We start from the raw sequence: 25,667 nt of genomic DNA, 5'->3' as shown, positions 1-25,667 counted from the left end.
TCTGTTGAGCGCTCACTCTCACGATCATGGTCACCACCACGGCCACCATCACCATCATCACGGTGATGAACAGGCGGCGGGTCCTTTCCCTTGGCGTCGCATGGCCTGGGCGGTGTTGCTGGTGCTGTTTGCGGTGGCGGCGGCGAGCCTGGTGCAGGTGCGCTCCGGCGAGGCCACGGTGATTACCCGCTTTGGCAACCCGTCGCGGGTGTTGCTGGAACCGGGCCTGGGCTGGCGCTGGCCGGCGCCGTTCGAAGCGGCGATCCCGGTGGACTTGCGCCTGCGCACCACCTCCAGCGGCTTGCAGGATGTGGGCACGCGCGACGGCCTGCGGATTATCGTGCAGGCCTATGTGGCGTGGCAGGTGCAGGGCGATGCCGACAATGTGCAGCGCTTTATGCGCGCCGTGCAGAACCAGCCGGATGAGGCGGCGCGGCAGATTCGCACCTTCGTCGGCTCGGCGCTGGAAACCACGGCGGCCAGCTTTGACCTGTCGAGCTTGATCAACACCGACGCCAGCCAGGTGCGCATCGCCGATTTCGAGGCGCAGCTGCGCCAGCAGATTGATCAACAATTGCTCACCACCTATGGCGTGCGTGTGGTGCAGGTGGGGATCGAGCGCCTGACGTTGCCGTCGGTCACGCTGACCGCCACCGTCGACCGCATGCGTGCCGAGCGTGAAACCATCGCCACCGAACGCACGGCCGTGGGCAAGCGCGAGGCCGCGCAGATTCGCTCCGCGGCTGAGCGTGACGCGCGCATCGTGCAGGCCGACGCCACGGTGAAAGCCGCCGACATCGAAGCCCAGTCACGGGTCGAGGCCGCGCAGATTTATGGGCGTGCCTATGCCGGCAATCCGCAGCTGTATAACCTGCTGCGCTCCCTGGACACCTTGGGCACGGTCGTGACCCCCGGCACCAAGATCATCCTGCGCACCGACGCCGCGCCCTTTCGCGCGTTGGTGGACGGGCCCAAGGACGTTCAGCCATGACCGAGCGTGACAGCCCGGACAGCCCCTGGATCCAGGCCGGGCGCCTGACGTTCCTGGCGTTGTACGCGGTGACCGTGTTGGCGGCGTTGGCGTGGGCGTTTTCCAATGTGCGGCAGATCGACCCGCAGAACCGCGCCGTGGTGCTGCACTTCGGCGCCCTCGACCGCATCCAGAATGCCGGGCTGCTGCTGGCCTGGCCGCAGCCGTTCGAGCAGGTGGTGTTATTGCCGGCGGCCGACCGGGTGATCGAGCGTCGGGTGGAGAACCTGTTGCGCTCCGATGCGGCGGTGCAGGCGGACCGTGTGGCCAGTTTCGCCACGCCCTTGAGCGACGCCCTGGCCGGCTCCGGCTATTTGCTGACCGGCGATGCCGGAGTGGTGCAGCTGGATGTGCGGGTGTTCTACAAGGTCACCGAGCCCTACGCCTTTGTGTTGCAGGGCGCGCATGTGCTGCCTGCCCTGGATCGCCTGGTGACCCGCAGCGCCGTGGCCCTGACGGCGGCGCGCGATCTGGACACGATCCTGGTGGCGCGCCCCGAATTGATCGGCACCGACAATGGCGCCGCCGAGCGTCGCGAGCGGCTGCGGGGTGACTTGGTGCAAGGCATCAACAAGCGCCTGGCCGAGTTGGCCGCCACCGGCCTGGGGTTGGGCATCGAGGTGACGCGGGTGGATGTGCAATCGAGCCTGCCGGGCCCGGCGGTGAACGCGTTCAACGCCGTACTCACCGCCAGTCAACAAGCCGACAAAGCCGTGGCAAACGCCCGGACCGAAGCGGAAAAACTCACCCAGACCGCCAACCAGCAGGCCGACCGCCTGGTGCAGGTCGCCCACGCCCAGGCCAGTGAACGCCTGGCCAATGCCCAGGCGCAAACCGCTACGGTCGCCAGCCTGGCCCAGGTCAAAGACCCGGGCTTGCTGTTGCGCCTGTACCGCGAGCGTATGCCGAAGATTCTCGGCCAGGCGGGCTCGGTGACCACGGTCGATCCTAAAGACGACTCCCGCTTGATCATCCAGGGAGCCGAACAATGAGCGCACCCATGCTGACCTCCGCCGAACAGCGCAGCGCTGCCCGGCAATTGACCCTGGCCATGCTCGCCCTGGGCTTGCTGATGCTGGGCCTGGTATGGCGCTGGCTGGCGCCGGACCAGACGGGCGTCAGCCAGTTGCTGCTCGGTGTGGCCTCGTTGCTGGTGGCGGTGCCGGTGATGCGCTCGGCCTGGTACAGCCTGCGTTTTCCCAGCCTGCATGGCATTACCGACCAACTGATCGCCCTGGCGATGCTCGGCGCCTGGGCCACCGGCGATCTGCTGACCGCCGCGCTGCTGCCGATCATCATGATCTTCGGCCACGTATTGGAAGAGCGCAGCGTGATCGGCTCCCAGGAGGCGATTCATGCCCTGGGTAAACTGACCCGCAGCCATGCGCGGCGGGTGCAGGCCGACGGCAGCATCATCGAAGTGGATAACGGCACGCTGAGCACCGGCGATATCGTCGAAGTGCGGGCCGGTGATCGCGTGCCTGCCGATGGCGTGGTGCTGTCGGGCCAGGCGAGCCTGGACACGGCGCCGATCACCGGCGAGTCGGTGCCGTTGGAAGCCAGTGTGGGGGTGCAGGTGTTTGGCGGGGCGATCAACCTCGATGGCCTGCTCCGTCTGCAAGTGACGCGCACCGGCAATGAGTCGACCCTGGGCAAAGTCATCGCGCTGATGCAGAACGCCGAACGTTCCAAGCCGCCGATCACGCGGCTGCTGGAGCGTTACGCGGGCAGCTATATGGTGCTGGTGTTGCTGCTGGCGGCAGTGACCTGGTTTGTGACCAATGACGCCCAGGCGATGCTCGCGGTGCTGGTGGCGGCGTGCCCTTGCGCCCTGGTGCTGTCGGCACCGGCGACGGCGATTGCCGGCATCGCCGTCGCGGCCCGGCACGGGATCCTGATTCGCAGCTCGGCGTTCCTCGAAGAGTTGGCGGACCTGACCTCGCTGGTGGTGGATAAGACCGGCACCCTGACCTTTGGCACCCTGCGTTTGCAGTCCATCGACACCTCGTCGACCGACCGCCAGGCGCTGCTCAACCTTGCGGCCAGCCTTGGTTCGGCCAGCAGCCACCCGGTCAGCCGTGCGTTGGCGGGGTTGGCGACTCAGGCGCAAATGCTGGCGCTCACGGATATTCGCGAGCGCCAGGGCTTGGGCGTTGTGGCACAGACCGAGCAGGGCGAAGCGGCGTTGGGCCGTCCCGAGTTGTTCGAGCAATTGGGTATTGTCACCACCGCCGTGCCTGACCATGACGGCCCGATTGCCGGGCTGGCCCTGAACGGGCAGTTTCTGGCCTGGCTGCTGCTGGCCGACAGCGTCAAGCCGGAGGCGCGCCAAGCCCTGCAAGAGTTGCGGGATTTGGGCCTGGGCCGCCAACTGCTGCTCACTGGCGACCGTCAAAGCGTGGCCGACAGCCTGGCGCTGGACGTGGGCATCAGCGATGTCGAAGCCCAGGCATTGCCCGAGGACAAGCTCAACCGCGTGCTGGGGGAAATCGGCAGCGGCTTCCGGCCCATGGTGGTCGGTGATGGGATCAACGATTCCCTGGCGCTCAAGGCTGGGGTGGTCGGCGTGGCCATGGGCGCGGGCGGGGCGGACATTGCGCTGGCCTCGGCGGATGTGGTGTTGATCGGCAGCGACCTGCGGCGCCTGGGCACCTGTGTGCGCTTGAGTCGCCAGTGCCGGCGTACGTTGCAGGTTAACGTGGTCATCGGCCTGGGCTGGACTTTGGCCATCGTGGTGTTTGCCGCCTTTGGCTGGTTGGGTGCTGCGGGGGCAATGATTGCGGCGGTGTTGCATAACCTCAGCACCTTGCTGGTACTGGGCAATGCCGGGCGTTTGCTGCGGTTTCAGGAACCGCTGTCGAAGCTTGAGGATTAATTTCAGGAATATTTGCACACGGCTGTAACGCCGATGTGGGGCCTCACTCTAGTGCAGTGTCGAGACTGGGCAATCCGTTCAGGCCGACGCCACTACCGATCATGAGGAATACAAGAATGAAGATTAAATCCGCTGCTGCTGGTGCTGCGCTGGCGATGGCCGCCGCCACCATGTTTGCTGGTGTTGCTACCCAGGTACAAGCCGCAGACGCCACCGTTCACTGCTATGGCGTCAACGCCTGCAAAGGCCAGAACGATTGCAAGACCAAAGACCACGCCTGCAAAGGCCAGGGAGCTTGTAAGGGCCAGGGCTTCCTGTCCATGAGCAAGGCCATGTGCGACCAGAAAGGCGGCACCGTCGGCGAATAACCGGCCACCGAGTGCAACCGCAGCGGCTGCACCCACCGCTGCGGACACTTTTCCCTGGAGTGTCCTATGCCTGTTTCCCTTCCGAGCCTTGGTTACGGCCTGGGTTTACGCAGTGAGTACTATCAACAGATCCTTGAACAATCGCCGCCGGTGGATTGGTTCGAAGTGATCTCCGAGAATTATCTGGTTCAGGGCGGCAAGGCCTTGTACTACCTGGACGCAATAGCCGAGCGCTATCCTCTGGTGATGCACGGTGTGTCCCTGTCCATTGGTGGGCCTCATGCCCTCGATATCGATTACCTGAAGCAAATCAAATCCCTGGCCGAGCGCATCCAGCCGGCGTGGATTTCCGATCACCTATGCTGGAGCCGTGGCAGCGCGCACCAGTTGCACGACCTGCTGCCCCTGCCTTACACCGAAGAAAGCCTCTACCACGTGGCCGCTCGCGTTCGCCAAGTGCAGGATGTGTTGCAGCGCCCGCTGGTGCTGGAAAACGTCTCCAGCTATGTGCGTGCCAAGGCGGATGAATTCACCGAATGGGAATTCCTCAATGCCCTGGCCCACTTGTCGGGCTGCCAGTTGCTGCTGGACGTTAACAATGTGTATGTCAGTGCACGCAACCATGGCTTCGATGCCTGGACCTTCATCCGCAACCTGCCGCCCGACAGCATCCGCCAGTTGCATTTGGCGGGGCATATGGATTACGGCGACTACGTGGTCGATACCCACGACCATCCGGTGTGCGATCCGGTGTGGGCGCTGTATCAACAGACCCTGGAGCACGTGGGGCCGGTCTCGACATTGTTGGAGCGCGATGACCATTTCCCGCCGCTCGAAGAACTGCTCACCGAGTTGAGCAAGGCCCGCGAACTGGGGGCCACCGCCCTGGCCAGGAGAGCGTTATGCGCCTGACCGATTGGCAGTTGGCTTTTGAACGGCACCTGTTATCCGAGACGCCGGTTGCCAGCAGTGATTTCGCCGCCACGTTGCTTGGTGGGCCGACACTGGATGTGGAAACGGGCCTGGCGATTTATCACAATGCCTACCTCTCGCGGTTGCAGGACGTGCTGCGACATGACTTCGGTGCCATCCGGTATTGGCTGGGGGATGATGAGTTTGCGTTGCTGAGCGAAGCCTATGTTCGCCGCCATCCCTCTGCGCATTACAGTTTGCGCTGGCTGGGGGAGCGGTTTGCGGCGTTTATCCTTGAGCATCTGGTGGCCGAACAAAGCGCGCCGCTGGCCGAGCTGGCGCGGTTGGAGTGGGCGTTCACCCTGGCGTTTGACGCGCCCGAAGGGCGGTTGCTGATGCTGGACGACATGGCGTTGTTGCCTGCCGAAGAGTGGCCGGGTCTACAGGTCAACCTGGCGCCTTCAGTGCAGCAGTTACTCTGCCGCTTCAACACGCTGGCGATCTGGCGATCCAGCAAGGATAAATCCAGTTTCCCAGGCAGCGAGGTGCTTGATCCGGCACACATCTGCGTGGTGTGGCGCCACCAGAATGTATGCCGTTACCGCAGCCTGGAACCCTTCGAGGCCTGCGCCTTGGCGGGGATGGTGACCACCGGCTGGGATTTTTCAGAACTGTGTGCAGAGTTGGCAGTCACTTATGGAGAGGGTGCACCACTGCAAGCGGTGACATGGCTGAAACAGTGGATCCAGGACGGTTTGCTCCAGCGCCGAGCCCCATAGAAGAACGCTATCAAATCGATAGCCTCCTACTTTTTCTCGGGATGGTCTACCCTCATTCCAGACGTCTGAAACAAGGGGGGGACTACTCATGCTCGCGCAACTTCCACCGGCCTTACAGAATCTACAGCTGCCGCTGCGTCTTCGACTCTGGGATGGCCATGAATTCAACTTGGGCCCCGAGCCCAGTGTGACCATCGTGGTGAAGGACCCCACGGTCGTGCCCAAACTGTCCCACCCCACGCTCGACTCGTTGGGCGAAGCCTTCGTCGAGGGCAAACTGGAGCTGGAAGGCTCCATCACTGAAGTGATCCGGGTGTGTGACGAACTGAGTCATGCCCTGATTGACGACGACGAGGGGAGTCGTCCGGTGCGCTCGATCCACGACAAGGCCACCGACGCCGCGGCCATTTCCTACCATTACGACCTGTCCAACGGGTTCTACCAGCTATGGCTGGACCAGGACATGGCGTACTCCTGCGGTTATTTCGAAACCGGCAGCGAATCCATCGACCAGGCCCAGCAAGACAAATTCCGCCACCTGTGCCGCAAACTGCGTTTGCAGCCAGGCGAATACCTGCTCGACGTAGGCTGTGGCTGGGGCGGGCTGGCGCGGTTTGCGGCGCGGGAGTTCGGGGTCAAGGTGTTTGGCATCACCCTGAGTAAAGAGCAGTTGGCGTTGGCCAAGGAGCGGGTGAAAGCCGAGGGCCTGGAAGACCGGATCGACCTGCAACTGCTCGACTACCGCGATCTGCCCCAGGATGGTCGTTTCGACAAAGTGGTGAGCGTGGGCATGTTCGAACACGTCGGCCACGCCAACCTGGCGCAATACTGCAAGACCCTGTTTGGTGCCGTGCGCGAAGGCGGCCTGGTGATGAACCATGGCATTACCGCCAAGCACACCGACGGCCGGCCCGTGGGCCGTGGCGCTGGGGAGTTTATCGAGCGTTATGTGTTCCCCAACGGCGAACTGCCCCATTTGGCGATGATGACCGCTGAGATCAGTGAAGTCGGGCTGGAAGTGGTCGACGTCGAAAGCCTGCGCCTGCATTACGCGCGCACCCTGGACCATTGGAGCGAGCGCCTGGAAGACAACCTGGAAGCGGCGGCGAAGCTGGTGCCGGAGCAAGCGTTGCGCATCTGGCGGCTGTACCTGGCCGGGTGTGCTTATGCGTTTGCGCGGGGCTGGATCAACCTGCACCAGATTCTCGCGGTGAAGCCTCACGCGGATGGCAGCCATGAACTGCCGTGGACGCGGGAGGATATCTATCGCTGAGCTGATGTTCCAGAAAGGTGGAGATCCAAATGTGGGAGGGGGCTTGCTCCCGATAGCGGTATAGCAGTCGCCACCAGTTGACTGACCACCCGCTCTCGGGAGCAAGCTCCCTCCCACATTTTTTACCGCATTGGCTGTTAGAGAATCGGTGAGATCAAGCGCGCCACCCGCATGCCCAGTTGTTGCAGGCGGCGGGTCTCGCGGCTTTCTTCCTGGCTCACTTCATGGGCCTGCGCGAAGTCGTCCAGCAGCATCTGCTCCACCTGCTTGGCGAAGGCTTCGTCGACCGTCAGCAACATCACTTCGAAATTCAGCCGGAACGAACGGTTATCCATGTTTGCACTGCCGATGGCGCTGATCTCGCTGTCCACCAACACCACCTTTTGATGCAGGAAACCCGGTGTGTAGCGGAACACCCGGACACCGGCGCGCACCGCTTCGATCGCATACAGGCTGGACGCGGCGTACACGATGCGGTGGTCGGGCCGCGATGGCAGCAGCAGGCGTACATCCACCCCGCGCAGGACCGCCAGGCGCAGGGCGGCGAAGACCGCTTCGTCAGGGATGAAATACGGGCTGGTGATCCACACGCGCTCGGTTGCCGCGTGGATAGCCTCGACGAAAAACAGCGAACAGGTTTCATACGGGTCGGCCGGGCCGCTGGCGAGTAATTGGCAGAGCACGCCGTCTTCGGGGTAGGCGTCCGGCAGGATCAGCGGCGGCAGCTCGCGCGCGGCCCAGAACCAGTCCTCGGCAAACGACTCCTGCAGGCACGCCACTACCGGGCCGGTAACTTGCACATGGGTATCGCGCCACGGCGCCAGCGGCGGTTTTTTGCCCAGGTATTCATCGCCCACATTGTGCCCACCGACAAACCCGGTGACACCGTCCACCACCACGATCTTGCGATGGTTGCGGAAGTTGACCTGGAAACGATTGAGCCAACCGCTGCGGGTGGCGAATGCCTTGACCTGCACCCCGGCGTCGCGCAGCGATTGCACGTAGCGATGGGGCAGGGCATGGCTGCCGATACGGTCGTACAGTACGTAGATGCCCACGCCTTGGGCGGCCTTTTCCTTCAACAAAGCCTGTAACTGACGGCCGAGTTCATCGTCATGGATGATGAAGAACTGAAACAGTACGGCGGTTTGTGCGTTGCGGATGGCCTCGAAGATCGCACCGAAGGTGGCGTCGCCATTGATCAGCAAGCGCACTTCGTTGTTCGCCAGGCACGGCATGCGGCCCAGTTTGGGCATGGCACGCAGTGAGGCGTAGGCGCTGGAATTACGCGCGGCGAGGGCTTCTTCGACCCATGGGCGCCAGTTCAGCTCGGCGATGGCGGTGTGCATTTCCTGATTGGCCTGGCGGCGGGCCTGGATGTACGCGTCGAAGGTGCTGCGGCCAAAAATCAGGTAGGGGATCAGCGTGAGGTAGGGCATGAACATCAGCGACAGGGCCCAGGCGATCGAGCCTTGGGCGGTCCTGACGGTCAGCACCGCGTGGATCGCGGCGAGAGTCCCGAGAAAATGCAGCGTGGCGATGAAGTAGGCGAGCAGGTGCGGGCCAAAGAAATCCATGGACGACGGTACTCCAGGCAATCCAATGCCTAACAGACCATGAACGGCTGCGAATGTCGCTATTTTATTTGCCGTGCAACACTGGCACTTTTGTGGCGTCTAACGCCCACAATTGCCCAGGAGTTACCCGATGAATGCTCGTCTGCTTGGTTTGGCCATGGTTGTTGGTTTGTCGTTGCCGGTGGCAGCGCAGGCGCAGATGCTGGCGCCGGGCTTGTGGGAATTGACCACCAGCAACATGAAAGTCGATAACCAGGACCTGCCGGACCTGTCGCTGATCCTCGGTCAGCTCAAGCAACAGATGACCCCCGAACAGCGCGCCATGCTGGAAAAGCAAGGCATCACCATGGCCGGCAAAGGCGTGCAGGTGTGCCTCACCCCGGCACAGGTCGCCTCTGATTCAATCCCCCTGACCGACCCGCAATCGGGCTGCAAACAGGAAGTGACCGACAAGACCGGTAACCAGTGGAAATTCCGTTTCAGTTGCCCGAAAGCCCAGGGCACCGGCGTCGCTACCTTCCAGAGCCAGAAAGAATTCACCACCACCGTCAACGGCACCTTCAATGCCACCGGCGTTCAGCAGAAGGGCAGCCTGGATACCCACGCCCAATGGCTGGGCACCGATTGCGGTACGGTCAAGCCTCGCGCTTAATAGGAGCGAGCAAGCGCGCTCCTACCTTAGGAAATGCAGGGGTAAACCCTGGCAGCTGTCGACTACCTGGCCGTTGTGCCAGGCCAGGTGGCCGCAGACCAAGGTGGTGCTCACACTGTGGCGAAAGCGACGTTCGGCGAACGGCGTCCAACCACAGCGGGCAAGAATCGGCTCATCCCTGACCGGCTTTCCCTCGGGCTCCGGTTTGATCAGCACCAGGTCGGCCCAATACCCTTCGCGTAGATAACCCCGGTCGGGGATGGCAAACAGGTCGGCGACACGGTGGCTGGTCTTGGCCACCAGGGTGGCCAGGGGCAGCAGCCCATCGGCCACCAACTCCAACAGCGCAGGCAGCGCGTGTTGCACCAGGGGCAAACCCGAGGGCGCTTCACGATACCCCAACTGTTTTTGCGCCCAGGTATGCGGCGCATGGTCCGTGCCAATCACATCCAGACGATCACTCAGCAAGGCCAGGCGCAGGGCGTCGCGGTCGGCGCGGGTCTTGATCGCCGGGTTGCATTTGATCTGGTGGCCGAGACGGTGATAGTCGTGGTCATCGAACAGCAGGTGATGCACGCAGACTTCAGCGGTAATGCGTTTTTGCGCCAGCGGTTTGTCTTCGAACAATTCCAGCTCGCGGGCGCTGGTCAGGTGCAGCACGTGCAGGCGTGTACCGTGACGCCTGGCCAATTCCACGGCGAAGGAGGATGAGCGATAGCAGGCTTCGGCATCACGGATCAGCGGGTGGGCAACGGCGGGGATCTTGTCACCAAAGCGCTCACGCATGCGCTGCTCGTTGGCTTGGATGCTCGGCGTGTGTTCGCAGTGGGCCAGCAGAATGGTCGGCACTTCGGCAAACAGCCGTTCCAGGATTCGTGGATCGTCCACCAGCATATTGCCGGTAGAGGCGCCCATGAACACTTTGACCCCGGCCACTTCGCGTGGGTCGAGGGCGGCGACGGTGTCGAGGTTGTCGTTGCTGACGCCGAAGTGAAAGCCATAGTTGGCCACCGAGTGCAGGGCCGCGCGGCGCTTTTTATCGGCCAGGGCTTCCAGGTTCAGCGTGGCGGGCTGGGTGTTGGGCATGTCCATCACGCTGGTAATGCCGCCGGCCACGGCCGCGCGGGACTCGCTGTAGAAGCTGCCCTTGTCCGGCGCGCCCGGATCGCGAAAATGCACCTGATCGTCAATCATGCCCGGCAGCAGCCACTGGCCTTGGGCGTCGATGGCCACCGGCGCGGTGTTCCCCTCGATACTGCTGGCGATCTTCTCGATACGGCCATTGACGACCAGCACGTCGGCATCGAACTCCTGGCCTTCATTCACCAGGCGGGCATTGCGGATCAGCAGGCGGCTCATGGCTCAGAACTCGTTTTGCAGGGCTTTGTAACCGCGCACCAGGTCGACGTTGGTACGTGCCACGTCTTCGGAAAACTCCGAGGCGCTGACACTCACCGGCGGGAATTGCGACAAGTCGGTATTCGGCCCGATACGGGTAGTGGAGGGCACGTAGAAGGCGACGGGCAAGTCACGGCCGTCGACCACCGAGTTATGGCGCACCACGCATCCATCGCCGACGGCGCAGTTGAACAGCACGCTGTTGAAACCGATAAACACGCGGTCGCCGACGGTGCAGGGGCCGTGGACGATGGAGCGATGCGCGATGGATGTAAATGCTCCTATCGTCACCGCCGCGCCGGACTTGGAGTGGATGACCACGCCGTCCTGGATATTGGAATTGGCGCCGATGGTGATCGGGTCCATGGCGCCGCTGGCGTCGACTTCGTCGGCGCGGATCACGGCGTAGGGGCCGACAAACACGTTCTCGCCGATGATGACTTTGCCGCAGATGATCGCGGTCTTGTCGACGTAGGCCGATTCGGCAATCACCGGCAGATCGCCGGAAGGGTTCTTGCGGATCATGCAACTGGCTCCGTAATGATGTGAACGTAGGCGCCGTCGATGGCGTTGTAGAAACAGGTGTGGCGGCCGGTGTGGCAGGCCGGGCCTTGCTGGTCGACGATCAGCAGTACCGCGTCGCCGTCACAATCCAGGCGCGCTTCCACCAACTGTTGCCAGTGGCCGGAGCTTTCGCCTTTGCGCCAGAGCTGTCGGCGCGAGCGCGACCAATAGCAGACCTGCCCGGTAGCCAGTGTTTCGTTGAGGGCCTGGCGATTCATCCAGGCCAACATCAACACTTCGCCGCTGCCGTGTTGCTGGGCGATGGCGGCGATCAGGCCGTCGCTGTTCCACGGCAGGGCGTCGAGCACGGCTGCGAGTGGAAAGCGGCTGCCGACGGCAGCCCCTTCCAGTTCGAGCATGCTCAGGGTCATGGCTTGCTCAACGCTGCGCACAGGGTGTTGAGGTTGTACTCGAACAGCCCGATGAAGGTGCTCGCCGGCCCTTCTGCAGCCAGGGCGTCGGAGTACAGCGTGCCGCCAATCTGCGCGCCGCTTTCATCGGCGATCTGCTTGAGCAGGCGCGAGTCCTTGATGTTTTCCATGAACACGGCCTTGACCTTGTCTTTGCGGATTTGGGTGATCAGCGCGGCGACTTCGGCGGCCGACGGTTCACGTTCGGTGGACAGGCCTTGCGGCGCCAGGAACTGGATGCCATAGGCCTGGCCCAGGTAGCCGAAGGCGTCATGGGAGGTAACGATGCGACGGTTACCCGGCGGCAGCGCGCCGAATTTGGTCTTGGCTTCGGCCAGCAGGCGGTAGATTTCCTTCAGGTAGGCCTGGCTGTTGCGCAGGTAGTCGGCCTTGTTGGCCGGGTCGGCAGCTACCAGCGCCTTGGTGATGTTGTTCACATAGATTTCGGCGTTGGCCAGGTTGTGCCAGGCGTGCGGGTCGGGGATGGTTTCGCCGTCTTCCTCCATGGTGTGGGAGATCACACCTTTGCTGGCGGTGACCACCGTGGCCTTGGTTTCGGTGCTGGTGACCAGGCGATCCAGCCACGGCTCGAAGCCCAGGCCGTTCTTGATGATCACCTTGGCCTTGAGCAGCGCCTTGGCATCGTCCGGGGTTGGCTCGTAGGTGTGGGCATCGGCGTCGGGGCCGACCATGTTGCTGATCTGGATGTGCTCGCCACCGATCTGGTGGGTGATGTCATCGAGAATACTGAAGCTGGTAACCACTTGGAGTTTGTCGGCGGCCTGGGCCATCGACAGCGGCAGCAGCAGACTGAACAGCACGAGTAGAGCGCGCATCGGGAAACACCTCATTGGGATGTAAGCAAAGGCGGGCGGCGCAGCAAGCCGTGCACCGGACCGAAGACCACGGACAGCAGGTACCCACCGCCAGCCACCAGCACAATCGCCGGGCCGCTGGGCAGCGAGAAGTAGAACGACAGCAATAAACCCAACCACACCGACAGGCATCCCAGCACCGCCGATACAGCGATCAACACCGGCAGGCGCCGGCTCCAGAAGCGTGAAGCGATGGCCGGCAACATCATCAATCCCACCACCATCAAGGCGCCGATGGCTTGGAAGCCAATCACCAGGTTCAGTACCACCAGGGTCAGGAACAAGCCGTGGGCCAGGGGGCCAAGGCGGCTGACGGTTTGCAGGAACAGCGGGTCGAGGGTGTCCAGCAGCAGCGGTTTGTAGATCAGCGCCATGGCGATCAGGCTGAACCCGGAGACCCAGAGCATGCCGGTCAGGGTGGTTTCGTCGACGGCCAGGGCAGAGCCGAACAGCAGGTGCAGCAGGTCCAGGCGCTTGCCGGCCAGGCCCAGGATCAATACACCGGCGGCGAGGGAGATGGGATAGATAGCGGCGAGGCTGGCGTCTTCGCGCAGGCCGGTGCGGCGGGTGATCCACGCCGACAGGCCGGCCATGCTCAGGCCCGCGCCCAGGCCGCCGATGGTCAGCGCGGGCAAGCTCAAGCCCGCGAACCAGAAGCCCAGTGCAGCGCCGGGCAATATGCCGTGGGCGACGGCGTCACCGATCAGGCTCATGCGGCGCAGGATCAGAAATACGCCGAGCGGAGCGGTGCTGCAGGCGAGCACCAGCCCGCCGATCAGGGCGCGACGCATGAAGACGAAGTCGAGGAAGGGCATCCACAGGTGGGCGGCGAAGTGCATCAGGCCACCTGCATGTGAGGCTGCGGGCGGATCAACTCTTTGCTGGAACCGAACACACAGCCACTGCTTTTGATTTGCACCACTTGCTGGGTGTGATGGCGTACGGAGGCGAGGTCATGGCACACCACCACCAACGTTCGGCCTTCGGCGTGCCAGGCGTGGATGTGGTTCCAGCACAGCGCCTGGCCTTCTTCGTCCAGAGCGGCATGGGGCTCGTCAAGCAGTAACACTGGCGACTCGGCAAGGCTCATGCGAGCGAGCAATGCGCGTTGTAGTTGGCCGCCTGACAACGCCATCAGCGGGCGCTGTTCCAGACCGCTGAGGCACCAGTCTTCCAGTACCGCTTGCAGGCGTTCGCTGCGTTGTTGCGGGGTGAGCCGTGTGCCCCATAAACCGGCGGCGACCAGTTCTTGCAGGCTGATGGGGAACTGACGGTCAAGGTGCTGTTGCTGGGGCAGGAACGACAGGCCACCTCGGCGTGGAACATCCACGGTCACTTTGCCCGCCAACGGTTTTTGCAGGCCAGCGATGACTTTGAGCAGGCTGCTTTTGCCGCAGCCGTTGGGGCCGATCACACCGGTGAGGCTGCCTTTTTCCAGGGTGAAATCCACGGCGGGAGTGAGCGGTTGGCCGGGGGCGCCCCAGCGCAAGGCGGTGCAACTGATCATGAAGGGTTTCTCGTCCAGCGGCTTTCAGCCACGGCATCGTGCGCGTGCAGGCTTTCGGCGTGGATCACTTTGAGGTGGAAGGCTTTGACGGCATCCGAGCGTTTCAAGGCGAGGTTAAGGCGGCGTGCGGCGTCTTCGCAGAACATCAGGTTCTGCCCATTGGCCAGGGCGAAGGCTTGTTCGTCCGCGCGTTTTACGGCGGTTTGTACGGCGGTGCCGAGGGCGGCTTCGGCAGCGTTGATCAGCTCGGTCAGTGGCAGGTGATCGCCTTGCAGGTGCACGTGCAACTGCGCGCTGCTGCGCTGGCTGTGGGGCGTGGCGACGATACCGTTGGCGCTGCCGAGCCAGGTCAATACGTCTTCATGCAGCAACGACGTGTTGCCGAAGTCTTGGAGAAATTGCTGCTGAATCAACTGCCTGGCGAGGGCAGCGGAGCAGGGGCAGGTTGAAGAATAGGTAACGTCAATTTTTAGTTCCACGTGGAACATCTGGTTTTTCAGGCGCGCCTCGATGCTCACCGGGTAGCCCTTCCAGCCGGCCAGTGGGCTGACCAGCGCGGGGCGTTTCAGCAGTAAATTCGTGTGCAGACGCAGGTAGGCGTTCTTAGATAAATCTTCATGACTGTCGAGAAACCGCTGCAGTACATTGCGCAGAAGTGCGGGTGTAATGGGCTGCTGGTCGAGCATCTCCAGCGCCAGGTAAAGGCGCGACATATGAATACCACGGGCGGTGCCGTCGTCCAGGCTGACGCCGGCATCGGCGGTGGCGGTCAGGCGCTGGCCATCGATGAGGATCGGCAGGGCGATGCCGCACATGCCCACCCAGTCGAGTGGCAAGGCTTGGCGTGAAGCCTGCGCGGCAATATCCGGCAGAGTCAGCGCATTCATAAGCAGGTCCATCGTTGGAAATAATTCGACATGTTATAGTATAACAATAGAGTCGACGATGAATTTTCTGCCCCGACCTTTTTTCAGTCATGTCGAGTACGGACGCTCCTTTATTCGCGGTATTTGTCATGCACAGACGTCAGCTCCTCCACCTGCTCCTGGCCAGCCCTTTGTTTGCTTTGCCGTTCGCCGCCCACGCGACCCAGATCCGCAATGCACGCCTGTGGCGCTCGGACGACAAGCTGCGGCTGGTGTTCGACCTAAGCGGCCCAGTGCAATACAAGACGTTCTCCCTGACTGCCCCGGAACGCCTGATCATCGACTTGAGCGGCGCAGGCCTCAGTGGTGACTTTTCTCAACTTGAGCTGAAGAACAGCGGGATCACCTCGATTCGCTCGGGGCATTTCGGCAAGGCGGATACACGCATCGTGCTTGACCTGGCCGCGCCGATGCAGCTCAACAGCTTTGTATTGCCGCCTCAGGACGGGCAGGGGCATCGCCTGGTGCTGGACCTGACCAGCGCCACCCGTGCACCGCGTCAAATCGCTGCTGAAGCCGTGCCCTTGGTGGCTTCGGTGGACAAGGCGCACCCCAAGCGCGACATCATTGTGGTGGTCGACCCCGGCCACGGCGGCAAAGACCCCGGTGCTGTCGGGTCCAAGGGGCAGCGCGAAAAAGATGTGGTGCTGTCGATCGCCCAACTGCTGGCCAAGCGCTTGAAACGTGAAAAGGGTTTTGACGTGAAACTGGTGCGTAACGACGACTTCTTTGTGCCGCTGCGCAAGCGCGTGGACATCGCCCGTCAGCACAAGGCCGATATGTTCATCTCGGTGCATGCCGATGCCGCGCCACGGCTCACGGCCTCGGGCGCCTCTGTGTATGCGCTGTCGGAGGGCGGCGCGACCTCGGCCACGGCGCGCTTTATGGCCCAGCGTGAAAACGGCGCGGATTTGCTGGGCGCCACCACGTTGCTCAATCTCAAGGATAAGGATCCGATGCTGGCCGGGGTGATTCTTGATATGTCGATGAACGCCACCATCGCGTCCAGCCTGCAACTGGGCAGCTCGGTGTTGGGGAGCCTGCAAAGCATCACCAGCCTGCATCAGAAACGTGTGGAACAGGCGGGGTTCGCGGTGCTCAAGTCACCGGACGTGCCGTCGATCCTGGTGGAGACCGGCTTTATCTCCAACGCCCAGGACGCCCAGCGCCTGGTGACGGCGCGCCATCAACAAGCGGTTGCGGATGGCTTGTTCGAAGGCCTGAAAAAATACTTCCAGAAGAACCCGCCGATGAACAGCTACATGGCCTGGGTGCAGGAACAGAAGAACGCTCAGGCCTAACAGCCGGTAATTCGGCTGCACGTGAACTTGGCAGTGGCGCCTCCGGAGCTGGAAAACCGGTTGATCGTGGTCCAGCCCACCCGCCGCGTGTAGCCGACCCATGCCTCCCCATCCGACGCCAGGCCGGTAAAGAACGTCAGTTGCCCGTAGCGGCTGTTGGTTTGTGCCCAATAACGTTTACCGACCACCTCGAAACCGCGCAAATACGTGGTGGTGCCCACCGTCGCTACGCTGTAGGCATTGCCCAGCGGGTCCACACAGGCCAACAGGTTGGCGCTGCGCGTGCAATTGGCCAGCAAGCTTGGCGCTTGGGCGCAGGCAGGCCCTGCCGCTGCCAGTAACAGGGCGCACACCAGGTATTTCATAAGGGATCTCGGGGGCTGGGAAGTGTTCAAGCATTGCGCCCTTCGTCGCAACGAGCAAGGGGGATTGGCTTATTTGTATTGTTATACTATAACATCAAAGCACAGCCTGACCCGTGACCCATTCCCTATGACCGAACAAGACCTGCTGGCCCAGCCGCCCGCCGACTATATGAATGAAGCCCAGCAGGGCTTTTTCCGCGAACTGTTGCTGACTCAGCGCAATGAACTGCAAGCGCGCATCGAGGGCGAATTCCTGTTACTGCGCGAGCAGGAGCCCAACAGCGATCCGGCCGATGTGGGCAGCGCCGAAGAACAGCGCCAGTGGCAACTGCGCTTGCTGGAGCGGGAAAAGAAGCTGCTCGACAAGATCGACGACGCCCTCGAACTGCTCGCCCGTGGCGAGTACGGCTGGTGCCGCGAAACGGGCGAGCCCATCGGCCTGCAACGTCTGCTGCTGCGCCCCACCGCCACCCTGTGTATCGAAGCCAAAGAACGTCAAGAGCTGCGCGAACGCCATAAACGGGCGATTTGACCGGCCAACCCTGATGAGGATTACCTGATGCCCAATCGTCTCCCCGTTACCGTGTTGTCCGGCTTTCTCGGCGCCGGTAAAAGCACGCTGCTCAACTACGTCCTGCGCAACCGCGAAAACCTGCGCGTGGCGGTGATCGTCAACGACATGAGCGAAATCAACATCGACGGCAGCGAGGTGCAGCGTGACGTCACCCTCAACCGTTCCGAAGAAAAACTGGTGGAGATGAGCAACGGCTGTATCTGCTGCACCTTGCGTGAAGACTTGCTCGAAGAAGTCGGAAAACTCGCCAAGGAAGATCGCTTCGATTACCTGTTGATCGAATCCACCGGTATCTCCGAGCCGTTGCCGGTGGCTGAAACCTTCACCTTCCGTGATGAAAACGAGCAAAGCCTGGCCGACATCGCGCGCTTGGACACCATGGTCACCGTGGTCGACGGCATGAACTTCCTGCTCGACTACCAGGCTGCCGAAAGCCTCGCCTCACGGGGCGAAACCCTTGGAGAGGAGGACGAACGCTCGATCACCGACCTGTTGATTGAGCAGATCGAATTCGCCGACGTGATCCTGATCAGCAAGATCGACCTGATCAGCAGCTGTGAGCGCGAAGAGCTGATGGCGATCCTTGAGCGCCTCAATGCCCAGGCGGAAATCATCCCGATGGTCATGGGCGAAGTGCCGCTGAACAAGATCCTCAACACCGGCCGCTTCGACTTCGAACGCGCCGCGCAAGCGCCAGGCTGGTTGCAGGAGTTGCGTGGTGAACATGTGCCGGAAACCGAAGAGTACGGCATCGCGTCCACCGCTTATCGCGCACGGCGCCCCTTCCATCCGCAACGCTTCTTCGACTTTATCGACCGGCCTTGGGTCAACGGTAAATTGCTGCGTTCCAAGGGCTTTTTCTGGCTGGCCAGCAAGCATCAGGATGCGGGCAGTTGGTCCCAGGCCGGTGGCTTGATGCGCCACGGGTTTGCCGGACGCTGGTGGCGCTTTGTGCCGAAAAGCCAATGGCCCCAAGACGAAGAAAGCGTCGCGGCAATCATGGGTAACTGGCAGCTCAGTACCGGCGACTGCCGTCAGGAACTGGTGTTTATCGGACAGAACATCGACTTCGCGCGGATGCGTACCGAGTTGGACGCGTGCTTGCTCACCGATGAAGAAATGGCCCAGGGCGTCGAAGGTTGGCGCCTGCTGGCTGATCCGTTTGGTCCCTGGTACGAAGAGGTTGCCTGATGCTGGCACCGGTTATCCCCTTGCGCCCCGTGGTTCGTCAGACCCGTGGTGACACCCCGCTGGCGCTGTCCGATATTCTCGAAGATGGCGTGAACCTGGCGCTGTGGCAGCGTCAATTGCCGTTGCATATCGCCGAGTTCGGCGCTTTGCTGGTGGCGCTCAATGAGCCGTTGGCCGAGTCCTTGGTGATCGAACTCAACAGAGAGGACGCCGAGCCGAACTTGCGCGGTCTGGCGTCCAGTTACCGCGATCTTGAAGGCTACGAAGGTTTTATCGCCGATGTGTCGTGGCTGGTCAGCGCCTTTGCGTGCCTGCTCGGCGCCAAGCGCATCGGTGTGCGCCTGCGTTTGCTGGATAAAGCCATGTGCCCCCGTTTTCACGTTGACCATGTGCCGGTGCGGCTGATCACCACCTATGCCGGCATCGGCAGCCAGTGGTTGCGCGAAGGGGTGATGGACCGCCGCAAGCTCAGCCAACCGGACGCCGAACCGAGCCAGCGCATCGAACAGATCCAGTGCGGTGAAGTGGCGCTGCTCAAAGGCACTAAATGGCATGGCAACGAAGACCACGGCCTGATCCATCGCTCCCCCGCGCTGAAAGCGGATGAGCGCCGATTGATTCTGACGCTGGATTGGCTCGCGTAACCGCGTAGGATCAAACGCTCTACACGGTCCGAACGATGGCTCTCATGCTGCAGAACATTCCCACCCACGTAATTGCCGGGCCCTTGGGCGCCGGCAAGACCAGCCTGATCAAGCACCTGCTCGCCCAACGCCCGGCCAACGAGCGCTGGGCGGTGTTGATCAACGAGTTCGGCCAGATCGGCCTGGACGCTGCACTGCTGACCCTGGATGACGACGGCATTGCCCTCGGTGAAGTTGCCGGTGGCTGCCTTTGTTGTGTGAATGGCGCACCGTTCCAGGTAGGCCTGGGCCGGTTGCTGCGTAAGGCCAATCCAGATCGGTTGTTTATCGAACCCTCGGGCCTGGGCCATCCTGCGCAGTTGCTCAAGCAGTTGCGCGAAGCGCCGTGGCAGCAGGTGCTGGCGGTTCAGCCCTGTGTGCTGGTGCTGGATGTCCAGGCGCTGGCAGCGGGCAAACCCTTACCGCCAACGCAGCAGGAAGCGTTGGCCAGTGCCGGACTGTTGGTGCTGAACAAGGATGAGGGGCTGGATGCTGGGCAACGTGAGGCGGTCGAACGACAGCTACCCGACCGCGATATTTATTGGACCCAACAGGCGCGCGTGCCGCTCGGCAAACTGCCAGGCTTGAATGCACAGGCTGAAGCTGCTGTGGATAACTTTGCCCTGCCTAAGGGGCTGGCTCAATTGCCGGCTATCTGGAGCGATCCGGCAGTGCCGATCTGCCTGAGTCAGGCCCAGGAGGGCGGTTGGAGTATCGGTTGGCGCTGGCACCCGAGCCAGCAATTCGATTCCGAGCGTCTGCACCTGTGGCTGACAGGGCTTGAGTGGTGCCGCGCCAAACTGGTTATCCACAGCCGTGATGGGTGGATCTCGGCCAACGCTGTGGATAACAGCCCGCTCGTCTGGCAACCCAGCGAATGGCGTCGCGACTCACGTATCGAACTGATCTTCAGCGCACCACAGGACGTGGCCGCATTGCAGGCCGCACTGGCTGCCTGCCGTTACTGACGGTTCTTGGTGGCGTGGTCCTGGCGCCATTGGCTCAGCTCGATCACATTGGCGCTGGGCAGCGCTTCCTTGACCTCGAACGGGTAGGGCGCCAGTTCGATCTGCGCGCTGTGGGCACCGAATTGTGTGATGGTCCCGCTGTGACGAGTCTCGCCTGTGACGGTGAACTCGAAATTGTAGATACGCGCCAGACGCCGCCGACCGTTGGCATCCTTCACAAAACCGATGCGCTTTAACGCCACGGCGCCGTCGAGCAATTCGATATCGAGCTTGGCACAATGCTGCTTGACCCGCGCCAGCGCCCGCTCTCGCAGGCCGTGGTTGTGCCATACCCAGGCGGCACCGGTCGCCAGCAGCATCAACACGAAGATGTTTCCCAGGGTGAGCATGCGAAAAACTCCAACAAAGTGAGAGCAGCTTAACTGTGTCGTCGGCCTGTCGTACAGGCTGCGTTTAGTCGCATACTGCGCGGCCAGAATTTCAATGGCTTTACGGAAATCCCCTGCATGAAACGCACACCTCATCTGCTTGCGATCCAGTCTCATGTGGTCTTTGGCCACGCCGGAAACAGCGCCGCCGTGTTCCCCATGCAGCGGGTCGGGGTAAATGTCTGGCCGCTGAACACGGTGCAGTTCTCCAACCATACGCAGTATGGTCAGTGGGCGGGCGAAGTGTTGGCGCCGCAGCAGATTCCTGCGCTGGTGGAAGGCATTGCCGCCATCGGCGAGCTGGGCAACTGCGATGCGATCCTGTCCGGCTACCTGGGCAGTGCGGATCAGGGCCGCGCGATTCTTACCGGTGTGGCGCGCATCAAGGCCATCAACCCCAAGGCCCTGTACCTGTGCGACCCGGTGATGGGCCATCCGGAAAAGGGCTGCATCGTGCCGCAGGAAGTCAGCGATTTCCTGCTGGATGAAGCTGCGGCCATGGCCGACTTCCTGTGCCCCAACCAACTGGAACTGGATAGCTTTGCCGGGCGTAAGCCGCAATCGCTGTTCGACTGCCTGGGCATGGCTAAGGCATTGCTGGCCCGTGGCCCGAAGGCGGTACTGGTCAAGCACCTGGATTACCCGGGCAAGTTGCCGGACGGTTTCGAGATGCTGCTGGTAACCGCCGAGGGCAGCTGGCACCTGCGTCGGCCGCTGCTGGCGTTCCCGCGCCAGCCGGTGGGCGTGGGCGACCTGACGTCGGGGCTGTTCCTGGCGCGGGTGTTGCTGGGCGACAGTCTGCTGGCGGCTTTTGAGTTCACGGCCGCGGCGGTGCACGAAGTGTTGCTGGAAACCCAGGCCTGCGCCAGTTACGAGTTGGAACTGGTACGCGCCCAGGACCGCATCGCCCATCCTCGCGTACGTTTCGAGGCGACGCCGATCAGCCTGTAAGTGCGGGAGGGTTTACAGTCCCGGACTTACAGCGCGTCAGCCTTGATTTCCTGGTAGCGTTTCTCCAGCTCCTGGCGGATCTGCCGGCGCTGCTGGGCCTGCACGAACCGGCGCTTGTCTTCGCTGTTGTGCGGTTGCAGCGGCGGTACGGCAGCGGGTTTGCGCTGGTCGTCCACGGCCACCATGGTGAAGAAACAGCTGTTGGTATGACGTACCGAGCGCTCGCGGATGTTCTCGGTCACTACCTTGATGCCCACTTCCATCGACGTATTGCCGGTGTAGTTGACCGATGCAAGGAATGTCACCAGCTCGCCGACATGGATCGGCTCGCGAAAAATCACCTGATCCACCGACAACGTCACCACATAGCGACCGGCATAACGGCTAGCGCAGGCGTAGGCCACTTCGTCGAGGTACTTGAGCAAGGTGCCGCCGTGGACATTGCCTGAGAAGTTGGCCATGTCAGGGGTCATCAATACCGTCATCGACAGCTGGGCGTTTCCGGGTTCCATAGCACACTCACGGGTTGTAGGCATTGGTTGGGGGGCACCTCTGCGGGTGCTGGGATCTTTGCAGCGCCATCCCTTACGGGACGCCGGTGGGCGGCTTGCCGTCACGCGTTCACCGATCTGTTTCCATATATTGCACCGGCTTTCCGGCGGAAGTCGCGGTGTTAACCTTCAAAAGCCCATCTCAGGGCATTTCTTACGATTAAGGCAGACTTTTCCTTCCGCACTTTGCGATTTTTCAAAGGCGCGTGCGGAAGTGGGAAAAGCGCCAGTACCCTCAAGGAGCCCCTCGCCATGCACGCCATCAGCTTTATTCAGGACTTGGCCGTGATCATGCTGGTGGCAGGGGTGGTCACCGTCCTGTTTCACCGCCTCAAGCAACCCGTGGTGCTGGGGTACATCGTCGCCGGCTTCATCATTGGCCCGCACACACCGCCGTTCGGCCTGATCCACGACGAAGACACCATCAAGACCCTCGCCGAGCTGGGGGTCATCTTCCTGATGTTCTGCCTGGGCCTGGAGTTCAGCCTGCGCAAACTGTTCAAGGTGGGGGCCACGGCGTTTATCGCGGCCTTCCTGGAAATCATCCTGATGATCTGGATCGGCTACGAGATTGGCCGCTGGTTCGACTGGAACACCATGGACTCGCTGTTCCTCGGCGCGATCCTGGCGATTTCCTCTACCACCATCATCGTGAAGGCACTCAATGACCTGAAGATGAAAAACCAGCGCTTCGCCCAACTGATTTTTGGTGTGCTGATTGTGGAGGACATCCTCGGCATCGGCATCATTGCCTTGCTGTCGAGCATCGCCGTCAGCGGTACGGTGAGTTCCGGCGAGGTGTTCTCCACGGTCGGCAAGCTCTCGCTGTTCATGATCGTCGCGTTGGTCATCGGTATTTTGCTGGTGCCCCGCCTACTGGCTTATGTGGCCAAGTTCGAAAGCAACGAAATGCTGCTGATCACCGTACTGGGCCTGTGTTTCGGTTTCTGCCTGCTGGTGGTCAAGCTGGAGTACAGCATGGTGCTGGGGGCGTTTTTGATCGGCGCGATCATGGCCGAATCCCGGCAGTTGGTTAAGATCGAGCGCCTGATCGAGCCGGTTCGCGACATGTTCAGCGCGATCTTCTTCGTGGCGATCGGCTTGATGATCGACCCGCAGATTCTCCTGCAATACGCCTGGCCGATCGCGGTGATCACCGTGGCCGTGGTGCTGGGCAAGATGCTGTCCTGCGGCCTGGGTGCCTTTATCGCCGGTAATGACGGCCGTACCTCATTGCGCGTAGGCATGGGGCTGTCACAAATTGGCGAGTTTTCCTTCATTATCGCCGCGCTGGGCATGACCTTGCAGGTCACCAGCGACTTCCTGTATCCGGTGGCGGTGGCCGTTTCGGCGATCACTACACTGCTCACGCCATACCTGATTCGCGCTGCCGACCCTTTGTCATTGAAGATCGCCGCCGTGATGCCAAAGCGCATGAGCCGGGTGTTTGGCATGTACGGCGAATGGTTGCGCAGTATTCAGCCTCAGGGCGAGGGCGCAATGCTGGCGTCGATGATCCGCAAGATCATCCTGCAGGTGGGCGTTAACCTGGCGTTGGTGATCGCGATTTTCTTCGCCGGAAGCTTTTTCGCGGTGCGCATTGGCGGGTATCTGGAGGGTTGGATCAGTGATCCAAGTTGGCAGAAGGCGTTGATCTGGGGTGGGGCATTGCTGTTGTCGCTGCCGTTCCTGATTGCGGCGTACCGCAAGCTCAAGGCGCTGTCGATGTTGCTGGCGGAGATGAGCGTGAAACCGGAAATGGCCGGGCGACATACCCAGCGGGTGCGACGGGTGATTGCGGAGCTGATCCCGATTTTGTCGCTGCTGGTGATCTTTGTGCTATTGGCAGCCTTGTCGGCCAGTATTCTGCCGACCAACAAGTTGCTGGTGCTGATTGCCGCAGTCACGGCGGCGGTGGCGGCCGTGCTCTGGCGATGGTTCATCCGTGTGCATACGCGGATGCAGGTCGCCTTGCTGGAGACGCTGGATAACCATAAGGATACGCCGGAGCACTAGTGGGGGCCGCTACGAGGTCCGGCGTGGGACAAGCCCGCTCACTACAGCAAGCCCGTTCGCCAGGGGGATCAGGTGTCAGCTTTCCAGCCAGACGTCCCGCGCCCAGTGCCACACCGATTCCCAGGTTTCTTCGGTGACGAGTTCTTCTTCGCCGGACCACAGCACCACGGTGCCGTCTTCTTCGACGCAGTAGTAATCGTCGCCGTCCTGGCAGATCGGGATCATGCTGCGGTCAACGCCGGCATCCCAGGCGTTGGCGGCCACGTCCGGCAGGTAGGTGTGCGACTGCGGGTCGGTGACGGTCACCGGCTCCAGGCTGCCGTACACGACATCGCTGACGGTCAGCAGGAACTCGCGAAAGACAAACGGGATGTCGATGAACAGCTGTTCTTCGATTTCCACCAACTGATCTTCATCAGGCAGTTCCAGGGGAACCGGAACCGGTTCGTTGGCTTCACGCAATTGTTCGATGATTTCTTCCACGTCCGGGATCCTCTTGCTGATGGCGCGGTTTATAGGGGGGTTTTATACAGTAGCTTGCTATAAGTGCAACCGTGAAATAGAAAACCCCGGACAGGTCCGGGGTTTTTTGTTACGGCTTGCTCAAGCGCGTGGGTATCAGCCGTTCTGGCGGATACCGGCGACCAGCCATGGCTGGTTGTCGCCTGGGGCACGTTCCATGTTCCAGCTTTCGCTGAACACTTCACCCTGGTCGAAACGCGAAGTCTTCGACACGCCGCTGAAGGTCAACGTTGCGATGGTCTTGTCGGCACGATCATCCACACCGTCCAGTTGCACGCGCAGGTCGTCGATATAGGTCGACTGGAAGCCGTCGCCCAGGTCGGCGCGTTCGCGCTTGAGGAACTCCAGCAGTTGTGGGGTCACGAACTCGGAGATCTTGTCCATTTCGTTGGCGTCCCAATGCTGCTGCAGGGACTGGAAGTGGCTGCGGGCCGCTTCGATGAAACGCTCTTCGTTGAACCAGGCCGGTGCGTTGATCACCGGGCGGGCTGCGGCAGGCGCTGCCGAACCACCGAAGATCGAACCCATGGCTGGCTTCTGTTCGAACACTTCACGCTGCATCGGCGCGCCGGCTGGAGCCAGCTGCTCCTGCTGCTTGCGGCGACGGGCGGCGATGAAACGGAAGACCAGGAAGGCGATGACCGCCATGATCAGGATGTCGAAGATCTGCATGCCCTGGAAGCCGTCGCCCATGAACATGGAAGCGAGCAGGCCACCGGCCGCGATACCGGCCAGAGGGCCCAACCAGCGCGAAGCACCGCCGGCCTTGGCAGCGGCGCCGGCAGCACCGGCTGCGCCTGCGGTCGCGGCAGCACCGCCTGCACCGGCGGATGGAGCCATTTGGCTGGTCTGGTGAGTCGGTGCCGCGCCCGAGCTTTTGCCGCCACCGAAGCGTTTGGCGTTGGCGTCGAGGCTCATCGTCAGGCCGATGCACAACGCCATGGCGATGCTAAGAAAACGTTTCATAAAGG

At 62.0% G+C, this 25,667-nt stretch carries 28 protein-coding genes; 15 read left to right on the top strand and 13 right to left on the bottom strand.

Annotated features, from left to right (window positions below; all coding sequences use genetic code 11):
• The first annotated feature begins 1 nt into the window (after position 1).
• The 7 genes from hflC (at position 2) to cfaB (ending at position 7,237) form a co-directional block, all read left to right on the top strand.
• Complete coding sequence (gene hflC, locus FBY10_RS08010) at positions 2 to 991, top strand: protease modulator HflC (protein WP_167655939.1); 990 nt, start codon at positions 2 to 4, stop codon at positions 989 to 991.
• Positions 988 to 2,022 (top strand): protease modulator HflK, encoded by a 1,035-nt coding sequence (gene hflK / locus FBY10_RS08005; protein WP_092355974.1) that lies wholly within the window; start codon positions 988 to 990, stop codon positions 2,020 to 2,022. Before hflC ends, hflK begins: the two co-directional genes overlap by 4 nt.
• Positions 2,019 to 3,905: a cation-translocating P-type ATPase gene (locus tag FBY10_RS08000; protein ID WP_145337375.1), complete on the top strand. Its 1,887-nt coding sequence runs from the start codon at positions 2,019 to 2,021 to the stop codon at positions 3,903 to 3,905. The genes hflK and FBY10_RS08000 overlap by 4 nt, the downstream gene beginning before the upstream one ends.
• Positions 3,906 to 4,021: 116 nt before the next feature.
• Entirely contained in the window at positions 4,022 to 4,273 is a 252-nt protein-coding gene (locus FBY10_RS07995) for a hypothetical protein (protein WP_065937926.1), read from the top strand.
• A 66-nt stretch (positions 4,274 to 4,339) separates the two neighbouring features.
• Complete coding sequence (locus FBY10_RS07990) at positions 4,340 to 5,185, top strand: DUF692 domain-containing protein (protein WP_131697724.1); 846 nt, start codon at positions 4,340 to 4,342, stop codon at positions 5,183 to 5,185.
• Complete coding sequence (locus FBY10_RS07985) at positions 5,176 to 5,964, top strand: DNA-binding domain-containing protein (protein ID WP_131697723.1); 789 nt, start codon at positions 5,176 to 5,178, stop codon at positions 5,962 to 5,964. The genes FBY10_RS07990 and FBY10_RS07985 overlap by 10 nt, the downstream gene beginning before the upstream one ends.
• An 88-nt stretch (positions 5,965 to 6,052) precedes the next feature.
• A complete protein-coding gene (gene cfaB, locus FBY10_RS07980; RefSeq protein WP_145337376.1) occupies positions 6,053 to 7,237 on the top strand; it encodes a C17 cyclopropane fatty acid synthase CfaB in 1,185 nt (394 codons plus the stop codon).
• Between the two features lie 137 nt (positions 7,238 to 7,374).
• Here cfaB and cls read toward each other — a convergent pair whose 3' ends face one another.
• Complete coding sequence (gene cls / locus FBY10_RS07975) at positions 7,375 to 8,814, bottom strand: cardiolipin synthase (protein ID WP_131697721.1); 1,440 nt, start codon at positions 8,812 to 8,814, stop codon at positions 7,375 to 7,377.
• A gap of 130 nt (positions 8,815 to 8,944) precedes the next feature.
• On the opposite strand from cls, the gene FBY10_RS07970 reads away from it, so the two are divergent.
• Positions 8,945 to 9,466 (top strand): DUF3617 domain-containing protein, encoded by a 522-nt coding sequence (locus FBY10_RS07970; protein WP_092355965.1) that lies wholly within the window; start codon positions 8,945 to 8,947, stop codon positions 9,464 to 9,466.
• Positions 9,467 to 9,487: 21 nt separating this feature from the next.
• On the opposite strand, the gene FBY10_RS07965 is transcribed toward FBY10_RS07970, so the two are convergent.
• The 7 genes from FBY10_RS07965 to folE2 are packed head-to-tail and all read right to left on the bottom strand — an operon-like array spanning position 9,488 to position 15,107.
• Positions 9,488 to 10,825 (bottom strand): dihydroorotase, encoded by a 1,338-nt coding sequence (locus tag FBY10_RS07965; RefSeq protein WP_131697720.1) that lies wholly within the window; start codon positions 10,823 to 10,825, stop codon positions 9,488 to 9,490.
• 3 nt (positions 10,826 to 10,828) lie between these two features.
• Positions 10,829 to 11,389, bottom strand: a complete 561-nt coding sequence (locus FBY10_RS07960; RefSeq protein WP_131697719.1) for a DapH/DapD/GlmU-related protein — start codon at positions 11,387 to 11,389, stop codon at positions 10,829 to 10,831.
• Positions 11,386 to 11,799 (bottom strand): phosphoribosyl-AMP cyclohydrolase, encoded by a 414-nt coding sequence (hisI, locus tag FBY10_RS07955; protein WP_083236315.1) that lies wholly within the window; start codon positions 11,797 to 11,799, stop codon positions 11,386 to 11,388. Before hisI ends, FBY10_RS07960 begins: the two co-directional genes overlap by 4 nt.
• Positions 11,796 to 12,674 (bottom strand): metal ABC transporter substrate-binding protein, encoded by an 879-nt coding sequence (locus FBY10_RS07950; RefSeq protein ID WP_145337377.1) that lies wholly within the window; start codon positions 12,672 to 12,674, stop codon positions 11,796 to 11,798. The genes hisI and FBY10_RS07950 overlap by 4 nt, the downstream gene beginning before the upstream one ends.
• Before the next feature lie 11 nt (positions 12,675 to 12,685).
• Positions 12,686 to 13,552, bottom strand: coding sequence for a metal ABC transporter permease (locus tag FBY10_RS07945; protein ID WP_053127510.1), 867 nt, complete (start codon positions 13,550 to 13,552; stop codon positions 12,686 to 12,688).
• Positions 13,552 to 14,220, bottom strand: a complete 669-nt coding sequence (locus FBY10_RS07940) for a metal ABC transporter ATP-binding protein (protein WP_145337378.1) — start codon at positions 14,218 to 14,220, stop codon at positions 13,552 to 13,554. The genes FBY10_RS07945 and FBY10_RS07940 overlap by 1 nt, the downstream gene beginning before the upstream one ends.
• The gene (folE2, locus tag FBY10_RS07935; protein WP_145337379.1) at positions 14,217 to 15,107 is read right to left on the bottom strand and encodes a GTP cyclohydrolase FolE2; all 891 of its coding nucleotides are present in this window, start codon (positions 15,105 to 15,107) and stop codon (positions 14,217 to 14,219) included. The genes FBY10_RS07940 and folE2 overlap by 4 nt, the downstream gene beginning before the upstream one ends.
• 128 nt (positions 15,108 to 15,235) lie before the next feature.
• Between folE2 and FBY10_RS07930 the strand changes: the two genes are divergently transcribed.
• On the top strand, positions 15,236 to 16,447 hold the full coding sequence (locus tag FBY10_RS07930) for an N-acetylmuramoyl-L-alanine amidase (RefSeq protein ID WP_145337380.1): 1,212 nt from the start codon (positions 15,236 to 15,238) through the stop codon (positions 16,445 to 16,447).
• Here the strand turns inward: FBY10_RS07930 and FBY10_RS07925 are convergent.
• On the bottom strand, positions 16,444 to 16,812 hold the full coding sequence (locus FBY10_RS07925; RefSeq protein ID WP_053127519.1) for a hypothetical protein: 369 nt from the start codon (positions 16,810 to 16,812) through the stop codon (positions 16,444 to 16,446). The two genes, FBY10_RS07930 and FBY10_RS07925, sit on opposite strands and share 4 nt — an antisense overlap.
• Positions 16,813 to 16,939: 127 nt before the next feature.
• Here FBY10_RS07925 and dksA point away from each other — a divergent pair, with 127 nt between their 5' ends.
• The 4 genes from dksA to FBY10_RS07905 are packed head-to-tail and all read left to right on the top strand — an operon-like array spanning position 16,940 to position 20,228.
• Positions 16,940 to 17,344 carry an RNA polymerase-binding protein DksA gene (dksA, locus tag FBY10_RS07920; protein WP_131697713.1) on the top strand — a complete coding sequence of 135 codons (405 nt, stop codon included), beginning with the start codon at positions 16,940 to 16,942 and terminating at the stop codon, positions 17,342 to 17,344.
• A 27-nt stretch (positions 17,345 to 17,371) separates the two neighbouring features.
• Positions 17,372 to 18,577: a zinc metallochaperone GTPase ZigA gene (gene zigA / locus FBY10_RS07915; protein WP_145337381.1), complete on the top strand. Its 1,206-nt coding sequence runs from the start codon at positions 17,372 to 17,374 to the stop codon at positions 18,575 to 18,577.
• The gene (locus FBY10_RS07910) at positions 18,577 to 19,221 is read left to right on the top strand and encodes a DUF1826 domain-containing protein (protein ID WP_131697711.1); all 645 of its coding nucleotides are present in this window, start codon (positions 18,577 to 18,579) and stop codon (positions 19,219 to 19,221) included. Before zigA ends, FBY10_RS07910 begins: the two co-directional genes overlap by 1 nt.
• Before the next feature lie 44 nt (positions 19,222 to 19,265).
• Positions 19,266 to 20,228, top strand: a complete 963-nt coding sequence (locus FBY10_RS07905) for a GTP-binding protein (protein WP_145337382.1) — start codon at positions 19,266 to 19,268, stop codon at positions 20,226 to 20,228.
• Here the strand turns inward: FBY10_RS07905 and FBY10_RS07900 are convergent.
• Positions 20,222 to 20,617, bottom strand: coding sequence for a DUF3301 domain-containing protein (locus FBY10_RS07900; RefSeq protein WP_065926772.1), 396 nt, complete (start codon positions 20,615 to 20,617; stop codon positions 20,222 to 20,224). The two genes, FBY10_RS07905 and FBY10_RS07900, sit on opposite strands and share 7 nt — an antisense overlap.
• Positions 20,618 to 20,734: 117 nt before the next feature.
• Here FBY10_RS07900 and pdxY point away from each other — a divergent pair, with 117 nt between their 5' ends.
• Positions 20,735 to 21,607, top strand: coding sequence for a pyridoxal kinase PdxY (gene pdxY / locus FBY10_RS07895; protein ID WP_027608215.1), 873 nt, complete (start codon positions 20,735 to 20,737; stop codon positions 21,605 to 21,607).
• 26 nt (positions 21,608 to 21,633) lie between these two features.
• On the opposite strand, the gene FBY10_RS07890 is transcribed toward pdxY, so the two are convergent.
• Positions 21,634 to 22,119 (bottom strand): acyl-CoA thioesterase, encoded by a 486-nt coding sequence (locus tag FBY10_RS07890; protein ID WP_003177014.1) that lies wholly within the window; start codon positions 22,117 to 22,119, stop codon positions 21,634 to 21,636.
• 291 nt (positions 22,120 to 22,410) lie between these two features.
• Between FBY10_RS07890 and FBY10_RS07885 the strand changes: the two genes are divergently transcribed.
• Positions 22,411 to 24,174: a cation:proton antiporter gene (locus FBY10_RS07885; RefSeq protein WP_131697709.1), complete on the top strand. Its 1,764-nt coding sequence runs from the start codon at positions 22,411 to 22,413 to the stop codon at positions 24,172 to 24,174.
• Positions 24,175 to 24,249: 75 nt separating this feature from the next.
• On the opposite strand, the gene FBY10_RS07880 is transcribed toward FBY10_RS07885, so the two are convergent.
• Together FBY10_RS07880 and FBY10_RS07875 are read right to left on the bottom strand one after the other, a co-directional pair.
• Positions 24,250 to 24,657: an SMI1/KNR4 family protein gene (locus FBY10_RS07880; RefSeq protein ID WP_017739032.1), complete on the bottom strand. Its 408-nt coding sequence runs from the start codon at positions 24,655 to 24,657 to the stop codon at positions 24,250 to 24,252.
• A 135-nt stretch (positions 24,658 to 24,792) separates the two neighbouring features.
• Positions 24,793 to 25,662, bottom strand: coding sequence for a Tim44 domain-containing protein (locus FBY10_RS07875; protein ID WP_131697707.1), 870 nt, complete (start codon positions 25,660 to 25,662; stop codon positions 24,793 to 24,795).
• Between the last annotated feature and the right edge of the window lie 5 nt (positions 25,663 to 25,667).

This window comes from Pseudomonas sp. SJZ103, from assembly GCF_007828335.1.
GTDB lineage: Bacteria > Pseudomonadota > Gammaproteobacteria > Pseudomonadales > Pseudomonadaceae > Aquipseudomonas.
The sequence above is the reverse complement of the archived record's forward strand: the minus strand, read 5'-3'. Positions and strand labels throughout refer to the sequence as shown.

What these genes read in the sequence shown, in the direction of transcription:
- hflK (WP_092355974.1), top strand. Translation starts at nt 988, where the DNA reads ATGACCGAGCGTGACAGCCCGGACAGCCCCTGGATCCAGGCCGGGCGC.
- FBY10_RS08000 (WP_145337375.1), top strand. Translation starts at nt 2,019, where the DNA reads ATGAGCGCACCCATGCTGACCTCCGCCGAACAGCGCAGCGCTGCCCGG.
- FBY10_RS07995 (WP_065937926.1), top strand. Translation starts at nt 4,022, where the DNA reads ATGAAGATTAAATCCGCTGCTGCTGGTGCTGCGCTGGCGATGGCCGCC.
- FBY10_RS07990 (WP_131697724.1), top strand. Translation starts at nt 4,340, where the DNA reads ATGCCTGTTTCCCTTCCGAGCCTTGGTTACGGCCTGGGTTTACGCAGT.
- FBY10_RS07985 (WP_131697723.1), top strand. Translation starts at nt 5,176, where the DNA reads ATGCGCCTGACCGATTGGCAGTTGGCTTTTGAACGGCACCTGTTATCC.
- cfaB (WP_145337376.1), top strand. Translation starts at nt 6,053, where the DNA reads ATGCTCGCGCAACTTCCACCGGCCTTACAGAATCTACAGCTGCCGCTG.
- cls (WP_131697721.1), bottom strand. Translation starts at nt 8,814, where the DNA reads ATGGATTTCTTTGGCCCGCACCTGCTCGCCTACTTCATCGCCACGCTG.
- FBY10_RS07970 (WP_092355965.1), top strand. Translation starts at nt 8,945, where the DNA reads ATGAATGCTCGTCTGCTTGGTTTGGCCATGGTTGTTGGTTTGTCGTTG.
- FBY10_RS07965 (WP_131697720.1), bottom strand. Translation starts at nt 10,825, where the DNA reads ATGAGCCGCCTGCTGATCCGCAATGCCCGCCTGGTGAATGAAGGCCAG.
- FBY10_RS07960 (WP_131697719.1), bottom strand. Translation starts at nt 11,389, where the DNA reads ATGATCCGCAAGAACCCTTCCGGCGATCTGCCGGTGATTGCCGAATCG.
- hisI (WP_083236315.1), bottom strand. Translation starts at nt 11,799, where the DNA reads ATGACCCTGAGCATGCTCGAACTGGAAGGGGCTGCCGTCGGCAGCCGC.
- FBY10_RS07950 (WP_145337377.1), bottom strand. Translation starts at nt 12,674, where the DNA reads ATGCGCGCTCTACTCGTGCTGTTCAGTCTGCTGCTGCCGCTGTCGATG.
- FBY10_RS07945 (WP_053127510.1), bottom strand. Translation starts at nt 13,552, where the DNA reads ATGCACTTCGCCGCCCACCTGTGGATGCCCTTCCTCGACTTCGTCTTC.
- FBY10_RS07940 (WP_145337378.1), bottom strand. Translation starts at nt 14,220, where the DNA reads ATGATCAGTTGCACCGCCTTGCGCTGGGGCGCCCCCGGCCAACCGCTC.
- folE2 (WP_145337379.1), bottom strand. Translation starts at nt 15,107, where the DNA reads ATGAATGCGCTGACTCTGCCGGATATTGCCGCGCAGGCTTCACGCCAA.
- FBY10_RS07930 (WP_145337380.1), top strand. Translation starts at nt 15,236, where the DNA reads ATGCACAGACGTCAGCTCCTCCACCTGCTCCTGGCCAGCCCTTTGTTT.
- FBY10_RS07925 (WP_053127519.1), bottom strand. Translation starts at nt 16,812, where the DNA reads ATGAAATACCTGGTGTGCGCCCTGTTACTGGCAGCGGCAGGGCCTGCC.
- dksA (WP_131697713.1), top strand. Translation starts at nt 16,940, where the DNA reads ATGACCGAACAAGACCTGCTGGCCCAGCCGCCCGCCGACTATATGAAT.
- zigA (WP_145337381.1), top strand. Translation starts at nt 17,372, where the DNA reads ATGCCCAATCGTCTCCCCGTTACCGTGTTGTCCGGCTTTCTCGGCGCC.
- FBY10_RS07910 (WP_131697711.1), top strand. Translation starts at nt 18,577, where the DNA reads ATGCTGGCACCGGTTATCCCCTTGCGCCCCGTGGTTCGTCAGACCCGT.
- FBY10_RS07905 (WP_145337382.1), top strand. Translation starts at nt 19,266, where the DNA reads ATGCTGCAGAACATTCCCACCCACGTAATTGCCGGGCCCTTGGGCGCC.
- FBY10_RS07900 (WP_065926772.1), bottom strand. Translation starts at nt 20,617, where the DNA reads ATGCTCACCCTGGGAAACATCTTCGTGTTGATGCTGCTGGCGACCGGT.
- pdxY (WP_027608215.1), top strand. Translation starts at nt 20,735, where the DNA reads ATGAAACGCACACCTCATCTGCTTGCGATCCAGTCTCATGTGGTCTTT.
- FBY10_RS07890 (WP_003177014.1), bottom strand. Translation starts at nt 22,119, where the DNA reads ATGGAACCCGGAAACGCCCAGCTGTCGATGACGGTATTGATGACCCCT.
- FBY10_RS07885 (WP_131697709.1), top strand. Translation starts at nt 22,411, where the DNA reads ATGCACGCCATCAGCTTTATTCAGGACTTGGCCGTGATCATGCTGGTG.
- FBY10_RS07875 (WP_131697707.1), bottom strand. Translation starts at nt 25,662, where the DNA reads ATGAAACGTTTTCTTAGCATCGCCATGGCGTTGTGCATCGGCCTGACG.